This window comes from Streptomyces sp. NPDC053076 (genome assembly GCF_044546845.1).
Classification (GTDB): Bacteria; Actinomycetota; Actinomycetes; order Streptomycetales; family Streptomycetaceae; genus Streptomyces.
This window is the reverse complement of record NZ_JBITZL010000001.1, coordinates 480,768-494,700: the sequence shown is the minus strand read 5'-3', so window position 1 is coordinate 494,700 and position 13,933 is coordinate 480,768. Positions and strand designations below refer to the sequence as shown.

Here is a 13,933-nt window from a genome sequence, read left to right as displayed (position 1 = left end):
GCCGGGCGACGCTCCATGGGGCGGCGCCCGGATCCGCCCAGGTCACATATCGGTGGACCGGCCTCCCGTGGGCCGCAGGCGGCCGTACACCCGGTAGCCGGCGCCCGCACAGGCGGCGGCGATCAGGGCACCGCCGGTCGCGAGTGCCGGGACCGAGTCGTCGAACGAGCCTCCCTGACCCGCCGCCACGCCGTGCTGGACGGCAGCGTGGCCGTCGGGGCAGGACACACCGTGGGAATCCGCGCACCCGTGGTCGTCGTACCCACCACCGTCCTGACCGCCACTCTCCCGGCCACCACCATCCTGACCGCCGCTTTCCTTGCCGCCGCTCTCCTTGCCGCCGCTCTCCTTGCCGCCGCTCTCCTTGCCACCACCATCCTGACCGCCACCCTCCTTGCCGCCATCGTCGTCACCGCCTCCGTCGGGCCCGGCACCGTCGCGCGCCCCACTGTCCTGCCCGGCACCGTCCCACCCCGAGGTGCCCTCACCGGCCTCCTCCAGCGCGGCACCGTCGCGCCCGCCGCCCTCCTGGCCCGCGCCGTCCTGTCCGCCGCTCTCCTGACCGGCACCAACGTGCCCGGCGCCGTCCTGGCCAGCGGCGGCCCTTCCGGCGTTGTCGCGTCCCGCGGCGTCCGGCCCGCTCGCCTCGCCCTCCTCGCAGGGCTCAGCGTCCCCGCACCGGCTGCTTCCGGCGCACGAGGTGCCCTGGGTGGCGCCGAGGGGGCCCGGCACCGCCCCGGTGAGGTGGTCGCAGGGCACGGGGACGGTACCGGCGCCGAGGCCGGCCTCGGCGCCCGCCCCGGCCAGGTCGGCGGCGGAGGAGGCGGCCGGGTCGGTGGGCACCGCGGTGTCGGCGGACGCGACGGGCCCGGTGAGGGCGAGTACGGCACCGGCGGCGAAGGCGGCGGGCAGGGCGCGGGCGGTGCGGCGCATGGGAGGGGCTCCTCGGCGGGCTGCGGCGGGGACGGTCGGACGACCGTGGGCCGGCACACCGGTACGACGGCAACGCCGTGCGGCGCCCGGGCCCGGGGGCACGGGTCGTGCCCTCGCTGTCATGACAGCCCGCGCGTGGCCGTACCGCGCGCGGCCGGAGCCCATTCGCGGGACACACGGGGCCGGCCGGGTGACAGCGGCGGTGACGGGCACCCGCGAGGCACCCCCGTCCGGGCCCCGCGCCCGCCCGGGAGGTTTTCCGCCCGCCTCGCAGGTGACTCGGTATCCGCTGACCGGATCGTCCGCTTCGCACCGCACCGGGGAGGCCACTCCATGAGCACCAAGGTCTCGGACCACATCCTTGAGCGTCTGCGCGCTTGGGGCGTGGAACAGGTTTTCGGCTATCCGGGCGACGGCATCAACGGGCTGCTCGCCGCCTGGGGCCGCGCCGAGGACCAGCCGCGCTTCATCCAGTCGCGGCACGAGGAGATGTCCGCCTTCGAAGCGGTCGGCTACGCGAAGTTCAGCGGCCGTCTCGGCGTGTGCGCGGCGACGTCCGGGCCCGGGGCCATCCACCTGCTGAACGGCCTGTACGACGCCAAGCTGGACCACGTGCCGGTCCTGGCGATCGTCGGCCAGACCAACCGGACCGCGATGGGCGGCTCCTACCAGCAGGAGGTCGACCTCCACACGCTGTACAAGGACGTCGCCTCGGAGTTCGTGGAGACGGTGACCGTGCCCGAGCAGCTGCCGAACGTGCTGGACCGGGCGATCCGGACCGCGTACGCCCGGCGCTGCCCGACCGCGCTGATCATCCCGGGTGACGTGCAGGAGCTGGACTACTCGCCGCCGACGCACGAGTTCAAGATGGTGCCCTCCAGCCTGGGCATGAGCGACTACACGGCGACACCCACGGACGAGGCGCTGCGCCGGGCCGCGGACGTGCTGAACGCGGGCGACAAGGTGGCCATCCTGGTCGGGCAGGGCGCCGCCGGTGCCGTCGTCGAGGTGCGGGAGATCGCCGAGCTGCTCGGCGCGGGAGTGGCCAAGGCGCTGCTCGGCAAGGACGTGCTCAGTGACGAACTGCCCTACGTGACCGGGCCGATCGGACTGCTCGGCAGCCGGCCGTCGTACGAGATGATGCGGGACTGCGACACGCTGCTGACGATCGGTTCGTCGTTCCCCTACACGCAGTACATGCCGGATTTCGGCAAGGCGCGGGGCGTGCAGATCGACATCGACCCGCACATGATCGGCATGCGGTACCCGTACGAGGTGAATCTGGTCGGTGACGCGCAGGCCACGCTGCGGCGGCTGATCCCGATGCTGAACAGCGACCGGGGCGGACGCGAGTGGTACGACACGGTGTGCGCCAATGTGAAGCGCTGGCACGAGACGATGGACCGGCGGGCCGGGCTGTCGGCCGATCCGATCAACCCGGAGTACGTGGCCCGGGCGCTGGACCCGCTGCTGCCGGACGACGCGATCCTCACCTCCGACTCGGGTTCCGTCGCCAACTGGTACGCGCGGCACATCACGATGCGGCCGGGTATGCGCGGTTCGCTGTCCGGGACGCTGGCGACGATGGGCCCGGGTGTGCCGTACGCGATCGGCGCGAAGTTCGCGCACCCGGACCGGCCGGTGTTCGCGCTCGTCGGGGACGGGGCGATGCAGATGAACGGCCTGGCGGAGATGATCACGGCGGCGAAGTACCGCGACCGCTGGTCCGATCCGCGGCTGGTGGTGGCCGTGTGGAACAACCAGGACCTGAACCAGGTGACGTGGGAGATGCGGGCGATGGAGGGCGCTCCGTCGTTCCTGCCGTCGCAGTCGCTGCCGGACGTGCGGTACGCGGAGTTCGCCCGCTCGCTCGGGCTGACCGGCATCCGGGTGGAGAAGCCGGAGGACGTGGAGGCGGGCTGGCGGGCCGCCCTGCAGGCGGACGGGCCGTGTGTGATCGAGTTCCTCACCGATCCCGCCGTACCGCCGATCCCGCCGCACGCTTCCTGGGAGCAGATGGAGGCGACGGCCACGTCGATCCTCAAGGGCGACGCCGACCGGGGCTCGATGATCAAGCAGGGGCTGAAGGCGAAAATGCAGGAGTTCCTGCCGGGCCGGGACAAGCATTAGCCGTGCCCGTGCCCGGTGTCGGTCCAGCGGCACCGGGTACCTGGGGCGGACCTTCGACCCTCTGGAGGGAGACATGCAGCGAGGCAGTGACCGGCTGAGCGTCCATCGGGACGACGAGATGAAACACGAGCTGAAGGGCCTGCTGCGGTCCGGGCACCCCACGCGCGCCGAGGAGTGGCACGACCCGGAGCCGGCAGCGGACGACGACCCCGAGGTGTGGAGCGGACCGGTAGGCGGTCTGGGATCCCCGGCGACGCTGGAACGGACCCGGCTGGAGCTGGCCCGGCACCTGGGCCGGCACGACTTCCCCGGAAAGGCGGGTGAGCTGGCCCGTGCGCTGCGCCGGAGCAACGCGCCGGGCGCGCTGATCGACGCGGTGGCCGGGCTGCGGCAGGGGCACCGCTACGAGAACGTGCAGCAGCTGGCCGAGGCGCTGGTGGGCGGCGCATGAGGCGGGACCAGGCGGCCGAGATCGCGCGTGGCGCCACGGTCGACGTGGGTGACGCCACCAGCGGTCGCTGCTGCGCGGCGGGCGCGGCGACCCGGACGCCTGGCGTCTGGTGCCGCGCCCGCCGCCCGCTGTCGCCCGGTCATCCGGCGGCCATCGGCGTCGCGATCGGCGCGTGCGTGCTGCTGCCGTACCGCGAGGAGCTGGTGCGCTGCCGAGGGGCGGCGCGGGCGGGGAAGCGGCGTGCCCGGGCGCACCGGGCCGTGCTGAGGATAGTGAAAGGAAGCTGAGGATCATGCGTATCGCGTTTCTGGTGGCACCCGAGGGCGTCGAGCAGGTCGAGCTGACCGAGCCGTGGAAGGCGGCCTCGGACGCCGGGCACGAGACGGTGCTCGTGTCGACGGAGTCCGGCAAGATCCAGGCGTTCAATCACCTGGACAAGGCGGACACCTTCTCCGTGGACGAGGTGGTGGGTGAGACGTCGGCCGGGTCGTTCGGCGGCCTGGTGCTCCCGGGTGGGGTCGCCAACCCGGACTTCCTGCGGATGGACGAGAAGGCCGTCGCTTTCGTGAAGGACTTCTTCGACCAGGGCCGTCCGGTGGCCGCGATCTGCCACGCGCCGTGGACGCTGGTCGAGGCGGACGTCGTGCGCGGCCGGGTGCTGACGTCCTGGCCGAGCCTGCAGACGGACATCCGCAACGCCGGCGGTACCTGGGTGGACGAGCAGGTGAAGATCTGCGACCACGGCTCCAACCAGCTGGTGACCAGCCGCAAGCCGGACGATCTGAAGGCGTTCTGCGAGGCGTTCCTGCACGTGTTCGCCGGTGAGGCCGGCTGACCGGACCCAGCTGTGCAGGGCCGGCCCGTGACGGACCCCTTTTTGTGCTTCCGTTGCGAGGCCCGGTGCTTTGTGCGAGCCCGTGCGATGTGCGATGCCCGGGGTGGGCCCGTGCTGTGCGATGCGCGGTGTGGTGCCGCACGGGGCCGGTTCTCGGTCGAGGCCGTCAGGTGCCGGGCGTGGGCGGAGTGGCCGTCTCGCCGCAGCTGCGTTCGCGGGCGCCCTCGCGGGTGCGGGCCGCGCTCACCAGGCGGCGGGGGTTGCGGCGCAGATACTCGCCCTCCAGCTGTGCCATGCGCTCGTTGTGGGCCCGCAGTGCGTCGTTCGAGCCGTACAGGAGGGTGTCGTGGCGCGTGCGGTGGATCGTCTCCAGCTCCTTCATGAGCTGCTGGTCGTCCAGCCGGCTGGGGTCGACTCCGGTCATGGTGGTGCCCCGCTCGTCGTGTTCGTTCATGGGCTACGAGTACCCGCCCGGCACGCACTGCCCCGAGCGATTTCCGGGAGGAACGATCCATGGAGCTCGCGTTCCTGAGTCCACTGTACGAACATCCGGGGTCCTGGGCCTCCGCATACGTCGGCCGGGTCCTGGACCTCCGCATACGTCGGCCTGTCCCGGCGTGACGAGGACGCTCCCGCACCGGAAGGACCGCCGCGGCTTCGACGCGGGGCACGGGCGGGGGCTCCGGCCCGTCCTGCACCGCCCCCGGGCCGGCTCCGCGCTACCGGCCTCCATCGCGCATCGCGCCCCCGGGCGGCCCCGCGCTACCGGGCCCGCTCGACCCGTCGCTCGTCCCAGACCGGTTCCGGGGTCTCGCGGACCCGGCCGTCGCTGCCGAAGACCAGGAAGCGGTCGAAGGAGCGGGCGAACCAGCGGTCGTGGGTGACCGCGAGGACCGTACCTTCGAACGCCTCCAGTCCCTCCTGGAGGGCCTCGGCGGACTCCAGGTCGAGGTTGTCGGTGGGCTCGTCCAGGAGCAGCGCGGTGGCACCGGCCAGTTCCAGCAGCAGGATCTGGAAGCGGGCCTGCTGCCCGCCGGAGAGCCGGTCGAAGCTCTGCTCGGCCTGCTGGGTGAGTTCGTAGCGGCGCAGCCGGGACATGGCCGCGCCCCGGTCCTGGGCGTGTTCCTTCCACAGGATGTCGAGGAGGGTGCGGCCCTGGAGTTCGGGGTGGGCGTGGGTCTGCGCGAAGTGGCCCGGTACGACCCGGGCGCCCAGCTTCCACTCTCCCGTGTGCGCGACCGCCTGGCCGGCGAGCAGCCGGAGGAAGTGGGACTTTCCGGAGCCGTTGGAGCCGAGGACGGCGACCCGTTCGCCGTAGAAGACCTCCAGGTCGAACGGCTTCATCAGGCCGGTCAGCTCCAGGCCCTGGCAGGTGACGGCGCGCACGCCGGTACGGCCGCCCTTCAGGCGCATGGTGATGTCCTGCTCGCGGGGCGGCTCGGGCGGCGGGCCGGCCTCCTCGAACTTGCGCAGGCGGGTCTGCGCGGCCTGGTAGCGGGAGGACATCTCGTGGCTGACGGCGGCTGCCTGACGGAGATTCAGGACGAGTTTCCTCAGCTGGGCGTGTTTCTCGTCCCAACGGCGGCGCAGCTCCTCGAAGCGGGCGAAGCGTTCACGGCGGGCCTCGTGGTAGGTGGTGAAGCCGCCGCCGTGCACCCAGGCGTCCGCGCCGGCCGGGCCCGGTTCGACGGAGATGATCTTCTCGGCGGCGCGGGCGAGGAGTTCGCGGTCGTGGGAGACGAACAGGACGGTCTTCCGGGTCTCCCGCAGCTGCTCCTCCAGCCACCGCTTGCCGGGCACGTCGAGGTAGTTGTCCGGCTCGTCCAGCAGCAGCACCTCGTCGGTGCCGCGCAGCAGCGCCTCCAGCACCAGCCGCTTCTGCTCGCCGCCGGAGAGGGTGCGCACCTGACGCCACTGGGCGCGCTCGTAGGGCACGCCGAGGGCCGCGGTGGTGCACATGTCCCAGAGGGTCTCGGACTCGTAGCCGCGCACCTCGGCCCAGTCGGCCAGGGCCTGCGCGTACCGCAGCTGGGCCGCCTCGTCGTCGACGGTCATGATGGCGTGCTCGGCCTCGTCGACGGCCTTCGCCGCCTGGCGGATACGGGGCGGGGCGACGGAGACGAGCAGGTCCCGTACGGTCGTCTCGTCCCGTACGGAGCCGACGAACTGGCGCATCACGCCGAGGCCGCCGCCGACGGTGACGGTACCGCCGTGCGGTTTCAGCTCACCGGAGATCAGCCGCAGCAGGGTGGTCTTGCCGGCGCCGTTCGGGCCGACCAGCGCCACGATGGCGCCTTCGCCGACCCGGAAGGAGACATCGCCGAGCAGCGTCCTCCCGTCGGGGAGGTGGTACTCGAGATGCGCGGCTTCCAGATGTCCCATGGTCGGGCATTCTCCGGGGGGCCCGGCACCGGGAGCAAACCGATATCCCGCGGCGCCACCCGACGCCACCGCGCCCCTCGTGCGCCGCGGCGCAGGCCACACCCCGGTGGCGTCCGCCTCCGCGGCCGCAACCGCGCCCCGGGGCACCCCGGTGGCGTCCGCCTCCGTGCCCGCGGAACCGCGCCCAGGGCGTCCCGGTGGCGTCCGCCTCGACGGGCCGGGAACGTGCGTCAGCCGGCCGGGCTCAGCGGTTCTCCCGCCGGGCCGCCCTCGCCCGCCGGTTCCACCACGGCACCCTCCCAGGACACGGCCTTCCAGCCGTCCGACGGGGAGCCCTCCAGGATCACCACGCCGGTGTTCTCCAGCGGGCGTGCCGCGGCGAAGGAGACGTCGACGTTGCCGGCGCGGGCGGCGGTCCACACGCGGATCGCGGCGCCGTGGCTGACCATGGCGACGGCCCGGGCACCGCTCGCGGCGGCCTCGGCGACGACGGCGTCGTACCGGGCGAGTGCCTCCTCGCCGCTCTCCCCGCCGGGCACGCGCAGCGCGGTGTCCCCGGCCGCCCACGCGAACACCGTGCGCAGGTACCGCTCGCCCAGCGGGGTGTGCCCGGGCAGCATCTCCAGGTCGCCGGCGGACAGCTCGCGGATGCCGTCCCGGACGATGACGTCCAGGCCGCGGGCTGCGGCCAGCGGGGCGGCCGTCTGCTGGGTACGGATCAGCGTGGAGACGTACAGGGCGTCGATGCCCTCGCCGGCGAGCGCCTCGGGCAGGGCCGCGGCCTGCGCCTCGCCGAGCGGGGTCAGCCCCGGGCCGGGTACGGCGGTGTCCAGCAGACGGTCCACGTTGGACGGGGTCTGGCCGTGGCGGACGAGCAGCAGGCGCATCCGGGGGTTCTCCTCTCCCGCCGGACGGGCGAGCGGGGACACAAGGAACGGGCACTTCAGGGTAACCGCACCCCATGAGCCCAGACCTGGACCTGACCCCCCTGCAGACCGGCCGCAACGCCGTGCGCCGGCTGCTCGACCTCGACGCCGGGGTGTTCGAGGCGGCCGCCGCCTGGCACTGGCCGGGAGCAGAGCGGGTGCTGCCCCGCCTGAGCCGCAGCGCGAACCACGGGGTGCTGTGGTTCGCGGCGGCCGCCGGGATGGCCGCGAGCCGCACTCCCCGCGCCCGCCGGGCGGCCGTGCGGGGGCTGGCCTCGCTCGGCCTGGCCTCGCTGACGATCAACACCATCGGCAAGCGCTCCGTGCGCCGGGCGCGGCCGGTGCTGGACCCGGTACCGCTGGTACGGCAGCTGAAGCGGCAGCCGATCACCACCTCGTTCCCGTCCGGACATGCCGCGTCGGCCGCCGCGTTCGCGACCGGGGTCGCGCTGGAGTCCCCCGCGTGGGGCGCGGCGGTGGCACCGGTGGCGGCCTCGGTGGCGGCCTCCCGGGTGTACACCGGGGTGCACTTCCCGAGCGATGTGCTGGCCGGGGCGGCGCTCGGTGCGGGCGCCGCCTTCCTGGTACGGCGCCTGGTGCCCACCCGGGCGCAGCTGCGGGGGCCCGTGCGACCGCGCGCCGAGGTGCCGGCGCTGCCCGAGGGCGAGGGTCTGGTGATGGTGGCCAATCTGGCATCGGGCACCGCGGACCGGGTGCGGGCCCTCCAGGCCGCGCTGCCGAAGGCGGAGATCGTGGAGTGCACGCCGGAGGAGGTCGCGGACGCGCTGGCCAAGGCGGCCACCCGGGCACGGGTGCTCGGGGTGTGCGGCGGCGACGGCACCGTGAACACGGCCGCCGAGGTCGCCCTACGCCACGACGTCCCGCTCGCGGTGCTGCCCGGCGGCACCCTCAACCACTTCGCCTACGACCTGGGCGTGGAGGACGAACGCGATCTGGCCCGGGCGATCCGGCACGGTGAGGCGGTCCGGGTGGACGCGGGCCGCTTCGTCACCGCGGACGGCGAGGGACTGTTCCTCAACACGCTGAGCCTGGGCGTCTATCCGGAGCTGGTGCGCGAGCGGGAGCGCTGGTCGCACCGGATCGGCGGCTGGCCGGCCGGTGTGCTCGGCGCGCTGCGCGTGCTGCGGGCGGACCGGCATCCGCTGGAGGTGCAGCTGGGCGGTGAACGCCGTCCGCTGTGGCTGCTGTTCGTCGGCAGCGGTGTCTACCACCGCATGGGGCTGTCGCCCGGCCGTCGTACCGACCTGGCGGACGGGCTGCTGGACGTGCGGGTGGTGCACGGCAGCCGTCGGCCGGCGCTCAGGCTGCTGGCAGCGGCGGCGGCCGGCCCGCTGACCCGCTCCCCCGCGCACGCGGCGGTCCAGGTGAACCGGCTGCGGCTGACGGGCATCGCGCCCGGCACTCCGCTGGCCTACGACGGCGAGGTCACATCGGTGTCGGGCGAGGTGACCCTGCGGAAGCTGCCCGAGGCCCTGACGGTCTACCGCCCGCAGAACACCAGCGGGTGACACCCCGTCAGTCCATATCGCGAAACGCAGATCTCATCATTCGGCATGCGCGCGTACCGTGACGCGTACCGCCGGGGGTGTCGCCGGACACCGGGCCGGTACGACGGGAAGGGGCAGAGCCATGCCGAAGGCGCAGGAGACCGCCGTCTACACGCACGGGCACCACGAGTCGGTGCTGCGTTCGCACACCTGGCGGACCGCCGCCAACTCCGCGGCCTATCTGCTCGGTTCCCTGAAGCCCCACATGAGGATCCTGGACATCGGCTGCGGTCCGGGCACCATCACCGCCGACCTCGCGGAACTGGTCCCGGACGGCCATGTCACCGGCGTCGACCGGGCGCCGGGGGTCCTGGAACAGGCCAGGGCCACCGCCGACGGCCGCGGCCTGGCCAACGTCGACTTCGCGGTCGCCGACGTGCACGCCCTGGACTACCCGGACGATACCTTCTGTGTGGTCCACGCCCACCAGGTGCTCCAGCACGTGGGCGATCCGGTGCGGGCGCTGCGCGAGATGTACCGGGTGACCAGGCCGGGCGGGTTCCTGGCCGTACGCGACGCGGACTACGCGGCGATGACCTGGTATCCGGCCGTGCCGGGACTGGACGACTGGCTGGACCTGTACGAGCGGGTGGCCCGCGCGAACGGCGGCGAGCCCGACGCCGGACGCCGGCTGACGGCGTGGGCGAGGGCCGCCGGCCTGCGGGACGTCACGGCCACCTCCAATACCTGGACGTTCGCCACTGCCGAGGAGCGGGCCTGGTGGAGCGGACTGTGGGCGGACCGCACGACCGCCTCCGACTACGCCGGCCGGGCCACCCGGGGCGGTCACGCGACGCCGGAGCGGCTGCGGGCGGTGTCGGAGGCCTGGCGGGAATGGGGGCGGCAGGAGGACGGCTGGTTCGCGGTCCTGCACGGCGAGATCCTGTGCCGGAAGGAAGCCTGACACGCGGGCACCGCTGAGGTCACTCGCGGGGAAGCAGCGGCCCGAGCACCGGTGGGGTCACTCGCGGGGAAGCAGCGGCCCGAGCGGCCCGAGGTCCAGGTTCAGGTCCTCGGGCCGCAGGCCGTACCGGTCCCGCAGCTCGGCCATGCGGTCCTCGAGCAGCATCAGGGTGAGCCCGATGCGCTCCTCCTGCTCCTCGGTGAGTTCACCGGTGTCGAACCGGCGCACCGCCTGCCGCTCCATGAGCTGACGCAGCAGTTCCACCACCGTGAGGACGAGCTTCACCAGGTCCCGTTCGACCGTGTCGGGTTCGAGGTCGAGCCGCTTGCGCGGGCTGGACGAGGTCATCACAGCTCCTCGAAGGGTGAGGGGACCTGCTCGTTCACGGAGCTGATCAAGGCGTTCAGGTCGATGCGCACGAGGTCGACGTCCGCGATCCGCAGCGTGAGGTCGCCGGTGATGACGACGCCGCCCGCCAGCAGCCGGTCGAGCAGGTCGACCAGCGCGATCTCACGGCGTTCCACGACGGTCAACGTTCCGCCCCCCTCATGATTCCTCTCCGGTGAACGAATAGGCGGCCCACGGTCCGGTGAGTTCCACACGGATCCCGGGCTCCTCGTCCTTCGTGCGGTCGACCAGTTCCACGAACTCCTCGGAGCGGCGCCGGGGCACCAGGTAGGCCGCGTTGAGCACGTTCTGGCCGGGCGCCGCGGAGAGCGCGGAGTTCTGCGGGGCGTGGATCCGGGCGTCCTCGGCCTGGCGGAGGAGCCGCTCGTGCAGGGACTGCGCGAATCGCTCCGCCCGCTGCCACCTGTCCTCCTGCGCGTGACTGCGCTCGCGCCGGCGGCGCAGGTAGTCCCGCCCGCTGGCCGGCTTCGCCGCGGCGGGGGCGGGCCCGGCCGGCTCCGGCTCCGCCTCCGGGTCCAGATAGACCTTCACGCCCCACTCCACCCGGCCCGCGAGCCGGTCGAGGATGCGCCGGAAGTCGCCCTCCCGGGCCTCGATCATGGTGCGTACGGCGCTGTCGTCATGGAAGACGGTCGCGAGCCGCAGCGGCAGCGGGGTGGTGACCGTGCTGAGCGCGTCGACCACGCCCTGGTGTGCGCGGGCCGTCGCGGCCAGCCAGTCCAGGTCCTCCAGGTGGGCTTTCAGCGCCTTCTCGGAGAAGTCGGCCTCCGGGACCGCGCTGACCACCGCGACCAGCTCGTGGTGGTGCAGCACCCGCACCGGGGCGCCCCCGATGCCGGTGAGCTGGGACTGCAGCGGCAGCTCGAAGGGGCGGCAGACGGCGTACACGTACCGCAGTCCGGTCATCGTGCCTCCTTCGTGGTGCGGCCCGACTCCAGCTCCTCCAGTCGGGCGAGCCGTTCTCGCAGCTCGGCGTTCTCCCGGGCCAGCTCGTCCCGGCGGGCCCCGGAGGAGAGCGCCGGATCGGTCTCCCACCAGTCGATGCCCATCTCCTTCGCCTTGTCGACCGAGGCGACGATGAGGCGCAGTTTGACGGTGAGCAGTTCTATGTCGAGCAGGTTGATCCTGATGTCACCCGCGATGACGACACCCTTGTCAAGCACGCGTTCGAGGATGTCGGCGAGGTTCGCCCCCGAGCCCTGACCGTAGGGCTCGGGAAAGCGGCTGGGCGTCGTCATCGACGGCTCCCACGCTCGGCGTACTCGGGCTCCTCTTCCTCCTCGTACTCACCTTCGGGCTCTTCTTCGTCCTCGTACTCGCCCTCCGGCTCCTCACCCTCCTCGTACTCGGCCTCGGGCTCCTCGGGTTCGCCCTCTTCCTCTTCCTCTTCCTCTTCCTCGGGCTCCTCGGCCTCGGCCTCGGGCTCCTCGGGTTCCCCTTCTTCCTCTTCCTCTTCCTCGGGCTCCTCGGCCTCGGCCTCGGGCTCCTCGGGTTCGCCTTCTTCCTCTTCCTCTTCCTCGCCGGCTTCGCCCTGGGCGTCCTCGTCCTCGCCCTCGGGCGCCTCGCCGTTCTGCTCCTGCTCCTGTTCCTGCTCCTCCTCGGCGACGGCGTCCTCATGGCTGCGGACCACCTCGCCGTCGCGGATCTCACCGCGCCAGCTGTCCTCCGCCTCACCCTTGATCGTGATGAAGCGGGCGAAGTTCTTCAGGTCCAGCCTGGCCCGGCGGCCCTGGGCACGCCAGATGTTGCCGGTCTTCTCGAACAGGCCCGTCGGGTAGTACTCCATGACCAGCAGGACCCGGGTGAGGTTCTCCTCCAGCCGGTGGAAGGAGACCACGCCCTTCGTGGTGCCCTTGGCGCCCTCCGAGGTCCACTGGATGCGGTAGTCGGGGATCTGCTCGGTCGTCTGCGCCTTCCAGCTGCGGCTGGACCAGAAGATCTTCGCCTGCCAGTCGGAGTGCGTGTCATCGGCGCGGTTCGCGCTCTTCACGCCCTTCGCGAAGGTGCTGAAGCTCTGGTACTGGGTCCACTGGTCGTAGGCGGTGCGCAGCGGCACGCCGACGTCGACGGACTCCATGATGACGGTGGGCTTCTTGCCCGCGCCGCCCTTCTTGCCCTTGCCGCCCCCGAGGTTTCTGACCGCGTCCATCACGTTCTCCTTGGCGCGGGAGGCGCCCAGCTCCAGGGCGGAGCGCAGCGGGCCCTTGCCCTCGGCGAGCTTGCGGCCCCCGTCGAGCGCGAGCTTGGCGAAGCCGGGGCTGTTTCCCTCGGCTATGTCGTTGAGCTTGTTGGTCGTCTCGCCGAGTTTGCGGCCGAGGCCGCTGAGCATCTTGGTGGCCTGAGCGGCCAGGAAATCCTGTGCCTCCGACTTCAGCCGGTCGGCGGCCTCGCTGTGGGCGAGATCGCTCAGCGGGCTGCCGTTGGCCTCGCCCTTGGCCTTGCCTGCCGCCGTAGTGGCGGACCCGAGGGACTCGCTCATCGATCATCACCACCCTTCGACTGCCGGCCGGTGGCACGCCGGGCGTCGCCGCCGGCCGAGGCCGTCTTCTTCGCGGCCGACTTGCGGGCCGCGGTCGTCTTCTTGGCCGCCGTCTTCTTCGCGGGAGCCGTCTTCTTGGCCGCGGCCTTCTTCGCGGGGGGCTTGTTGGCAGCCGCCTTCTTGGCCGGCTCCCGGTCACGCGACTCGTCCTCGCGGTCCTCGCGGTCGTCGCCGCGGTCCTCGCGGTCGTCCTCGCGGTCCTCGCCGCGGTCCTCGGAGGCGTCCTCGTCGCCCTGCTCCTCGTCGGAGCCGGCCGGTGTCGCGTCGGACAGCTGGTCACGCATCTGCGCGGTGCGACCGTGCAGCCGGTCGGCCAGCGCGTTCATCTGCCGTTCGACCATCGCACCGCCGGCCGCCTTGCCGACGCCTCGCATGTCCTGGCGCAGCTGGTCCCCGATCTCCTTGAACTGGGGATTGTTCTTGAGCTGCTGGTTCACCACGTCCGCGAGCATCTTCGGACTGAGGTTGAGCTTCTTGCCGGCCACCAGGGAGCCCACCGCGAGCGCCATCTTGAGCTTCTTGGTGCGTCCGAGCAGATAGCCGGCCCCTATGGCGAGGCCCATTGCCGTTCGGTTCATCGTCCCGTCCCGTTGCCTGTGGTGTCGCCGGAGCGCAGGGCGATCTCCAGCCGGTCGAGCAGTTCGTCCTCGCGTCGGTCGAACTCCTCCTCGGTGATCTCGCCCGCCTCCAGCTGCTCCTCGAGGCGGGCGAGTTCGGCCCGAACGGTGGAGGGGTCGTAGTAGATCCGCTCCGCCTCGCGGAGCACCTGCCTGACGGCCCACGCGCTGCCGCGCACCGGTGCGAACGGCAGCATCAGCACTTCGCCGATCAGTCCCACGGTGGTCTCCTTCCGCTCG

17 protein-coding genes are annotated in these 13,933 nt (G+C 72.5%); 6 read left to right on the top strand and 11 right to left on the bottom strand.

Annotation, left to right across the window (positions count from 1 at the left end; all coding sequences use genetic code 11):
• Nucleotides 1-42: 42 nt before the first annotated feature.
• A complete protein-coding gene (locus ACIGYR_RS02125; RefSeq protein WP_399604388.1) occupies nucleotides 43-933 on the bottom strand; it encodes a hypothetical protein in 891 nt (296 codons plus the stop codon).
• Nucleotides 934-1,266: 333 nt separating this feature from the next.
• On the opposite strand from ACIGYR_RS02125, the gene ACIGYR_RS02120 reads away from it, so the two are divergent.
• The 4 genes from ACIGYR_RS02120 (at nucleotide 1,267) to ACIGYR_RS02105 (ending at nucleotide 4,349) form a co-directional block, all read left to right on the top strand.
• Entirely contained in the window at nucleotides 1,267-3,063 is a 1,797-nt protein-coding gene (locus ACIGYR_RS02120; RefSeq protein WP_399604391.1) for a thiamine pyrophosphate-requiring protein, read from the top strand.
• Nucleotides 3,064-3,136: 73 nt separating this feature from the next.
• Nucleotides 3,137-3,514, top strand: a complete 378-nt coding sequence (locus ACIGYR_RS02115; protein WP_399604393.1) for a DUF2795 domain-containing protein — start codon at nucleotides 3,137-3,139, stop codon at nucleotides 3,512-3,514.
• Nucleotides 3,511-3,801, top strand: a complete 291-nt coding sequence (locus tag ACIGYR_RS02110) for a hypothetical protein (protein ID WP_399604395.1) — start codon at nucleotides 3,511-3,513, stop codon at nucleotides 3,799-3,801. The genes ACIGYR_RS02115 and ACIGYR_RS02110 overlap by 4 nt, the downstream gene beginning before the upstream one ends.
• Nucleotides 3,802-3,806: 5 nt before the next feature.
• Entirely contained in the window at nucleotides 3,807-4,349 is a 543-nt protein-coding gene (locus tag ACIGYR_RS02105; protein WP_391841787.1) for a type 1 glutamine amidotransferase domain-containing protein, read from the top strand.
• A gap of 166 nt (nucleotides 4,350-4,515) precedes the next feature.
• On the opposite strand, the gene ACIGYR_RS02100 is transcribed toward ACIGYR_RS02105, so the two are convergent.
• From ACIGYR_RS02100 to ACIGYR_RS02090, 3 genes are all read right to left on the bottom strand, one after another.
• Nucleotides 4,516-4,803, bottom strand: a complete 288-nt coding sequence (locus ACIGYR_RS02100) for a DUF6158 family protein (RefSeq protein ID WP_391841785.1) — start codon at nucleotides 4,801-4,803, stop codon at nucleotides 4,516-4,518.
• Between the two features lie 308 nt (nucleotides 4,804-5,111).
• The gene (locus ACIGYR_RS02095) at nucleotides 5,112-6,731 is read right to left on the bottom strand and encodes an ATP-binding cassette domain-containing protein (protein WP_399604398.1); all 1,620 of its coding nucleotides are present in this window, start codon (nucleotides 6,729-6,731) and stop codon (nucleotides 5,112-5,114) included.
• Nucleotides 6,732-6,961: 230 nt separating this feature from the next.
• The gene (locus ACIGYR_RS02090) at nucleotides 6,962-7,618 is read right to left on the bottom strand and encodes a histidine phosphatase family protein (protein WP_399604400.1); all 657 of its coding nucleotides are present in this window, start codon (nucleotides 7,616-7,618) and stop codon (nucleotides 6,962-6,964) included.
• Nucleotides 7,619-7,692: 74 nt separating this feature from the next.
• Between ACIGYR_RS02090 and ACIGYR_RS02085 the strand changes: the two genes are divergently transcribed.
• Together ACIGYR_RS02085 and ACIGYR_RS02080 are read left to right on the top strand one after the other, a co-directional pair.
• A complete protein-coding gene (locus ACIGYR_RS02085) occupies nucleotides 7,693-9,186 on the top strand; it encodes a bifunctional phosphatase PAP2/diacylglycerol kinase family protein (protein ID WP_399604403.1) in 1,494 nt (497 codons plus the stop codon).
• Between the two features lie 121 nt (nucleotides 9,187-9,307).
• Nucleotides 9,308-10,129: a class I SAM-dependent methyltransferase gene (locus ACIGYR_RS02080; RefSeq protein ID WP_399604405.1), complete on the top strand. Its 822-nt coding sequence runs from the start codon at nucleotides 9,308-9,310 to the stop codon at nucleotides 10,127-10,129.
• Between the two features lie 57 nt (nucleotides 10,130-10,186).
• Here the strand turns inward: ACIGYR_RS02080 and ACIGYR_RS02075 are convergent, their stop codons facing one another.
• From ACIGYR_RS02075 to ACIGYR_RS02045, 7 genes are read right to left on the bottom strand one after another with little or no spacing between them, the layout of a single operon-like run.
• A complete protein-coding gene (locus ACIGYR_RS02075) occupies nucleotides 10,187-10,477 on the bottom strand; it encodes a gas vesicle protein K (protein WP_391841775.1) in 291 nt (96 codons plus the stop codon).
• Entirely contained in the window at nucleotides 10,477-10,662 is a 186-nt protein-coding gene (locus tag ACIGYR_RS02070; RefSeq protein ID WP_161298225.1) for a gas vesicle protein, read from the bottom strand. Before ACIGYR_RS02070 ends, ACIGYR_RS02075 begins: the two co-directional genes overlap by 1 nt.
• Before the next feature lie 13 nt (nucleotides 10,663-10,675).
• A complete protein-coding gene (locus ACIGYR_RS02065; protein WP_399604409.1) occupies nucleotides 10,676-11,443 on the bottom strand; it encodes a GvpL/GvpF family gas vesicle protein in 768 nt (255 codons plus the stop codon).
• Nucleotides 11,440-11,775, bottom strand: coding sequence for a gas vesicle protein GvpJ (gene gvpJ / locus ACIGYR_RS02060; RefSeq protein WP_391841771.1), 336 nt, complete (start codon nucleotides 11,773-11,775; stop codon nucleotides 11,440-11,442). Before gvpJ ends, ACIGYR_RS02065 begins: the two co-directional genes overlap by 4 nt.
• On the bottom strand, nucleotides 11,772-13,016 hold the full coding sequence (locus tag ACIGYR_RS02055; RefSeq protein ID WP_399604412.1) for an SRPBCC family protein: 1,245 nt from the start codon (nucleotides 13,014-13,016) through the stop codon (nucleotides 11,772-11,774). Before ACIGYR_RS02055 ends, gvpJ begins: the two co-directional genes overlap by 4 nt.
• Nucleotides 13,013-13,654 (bottom strand): DNA primase, encoded by a 642-nt coding sequence (locus ACIGYR_RS02050; protein ID WP_399604415.1) that lies wholly within the window; start codon nucleotides 13,652-13,654, stop codon nucleotides 13,013-13,015. The genes ACIGYR_RS02055 and ACIGYR_RS02050 overlap by 4 nt, the downstream gene beginning before the upstream one ends.
• Nucleotides 13,651-13,914 carry a gas vesicle protein GvpG gene (locus tag ACIGYR_RS02045; protein WP_391841766.1) on the bottom strand — a complete coding sequence of 88 codons (264 nt, stop codon included), beginning with the start codon at nucleotides 13,912-13,914 and terminating at the stop codon, nucleotides 13,651-13,653. Before ACIGYR_RS02045 ends, ACIGYR_RS02050 begins: the two co-directional genes overlap by 4 nt.
• Nucleotides 13,915-13,933: the final 19 nt, after the last annotated feature.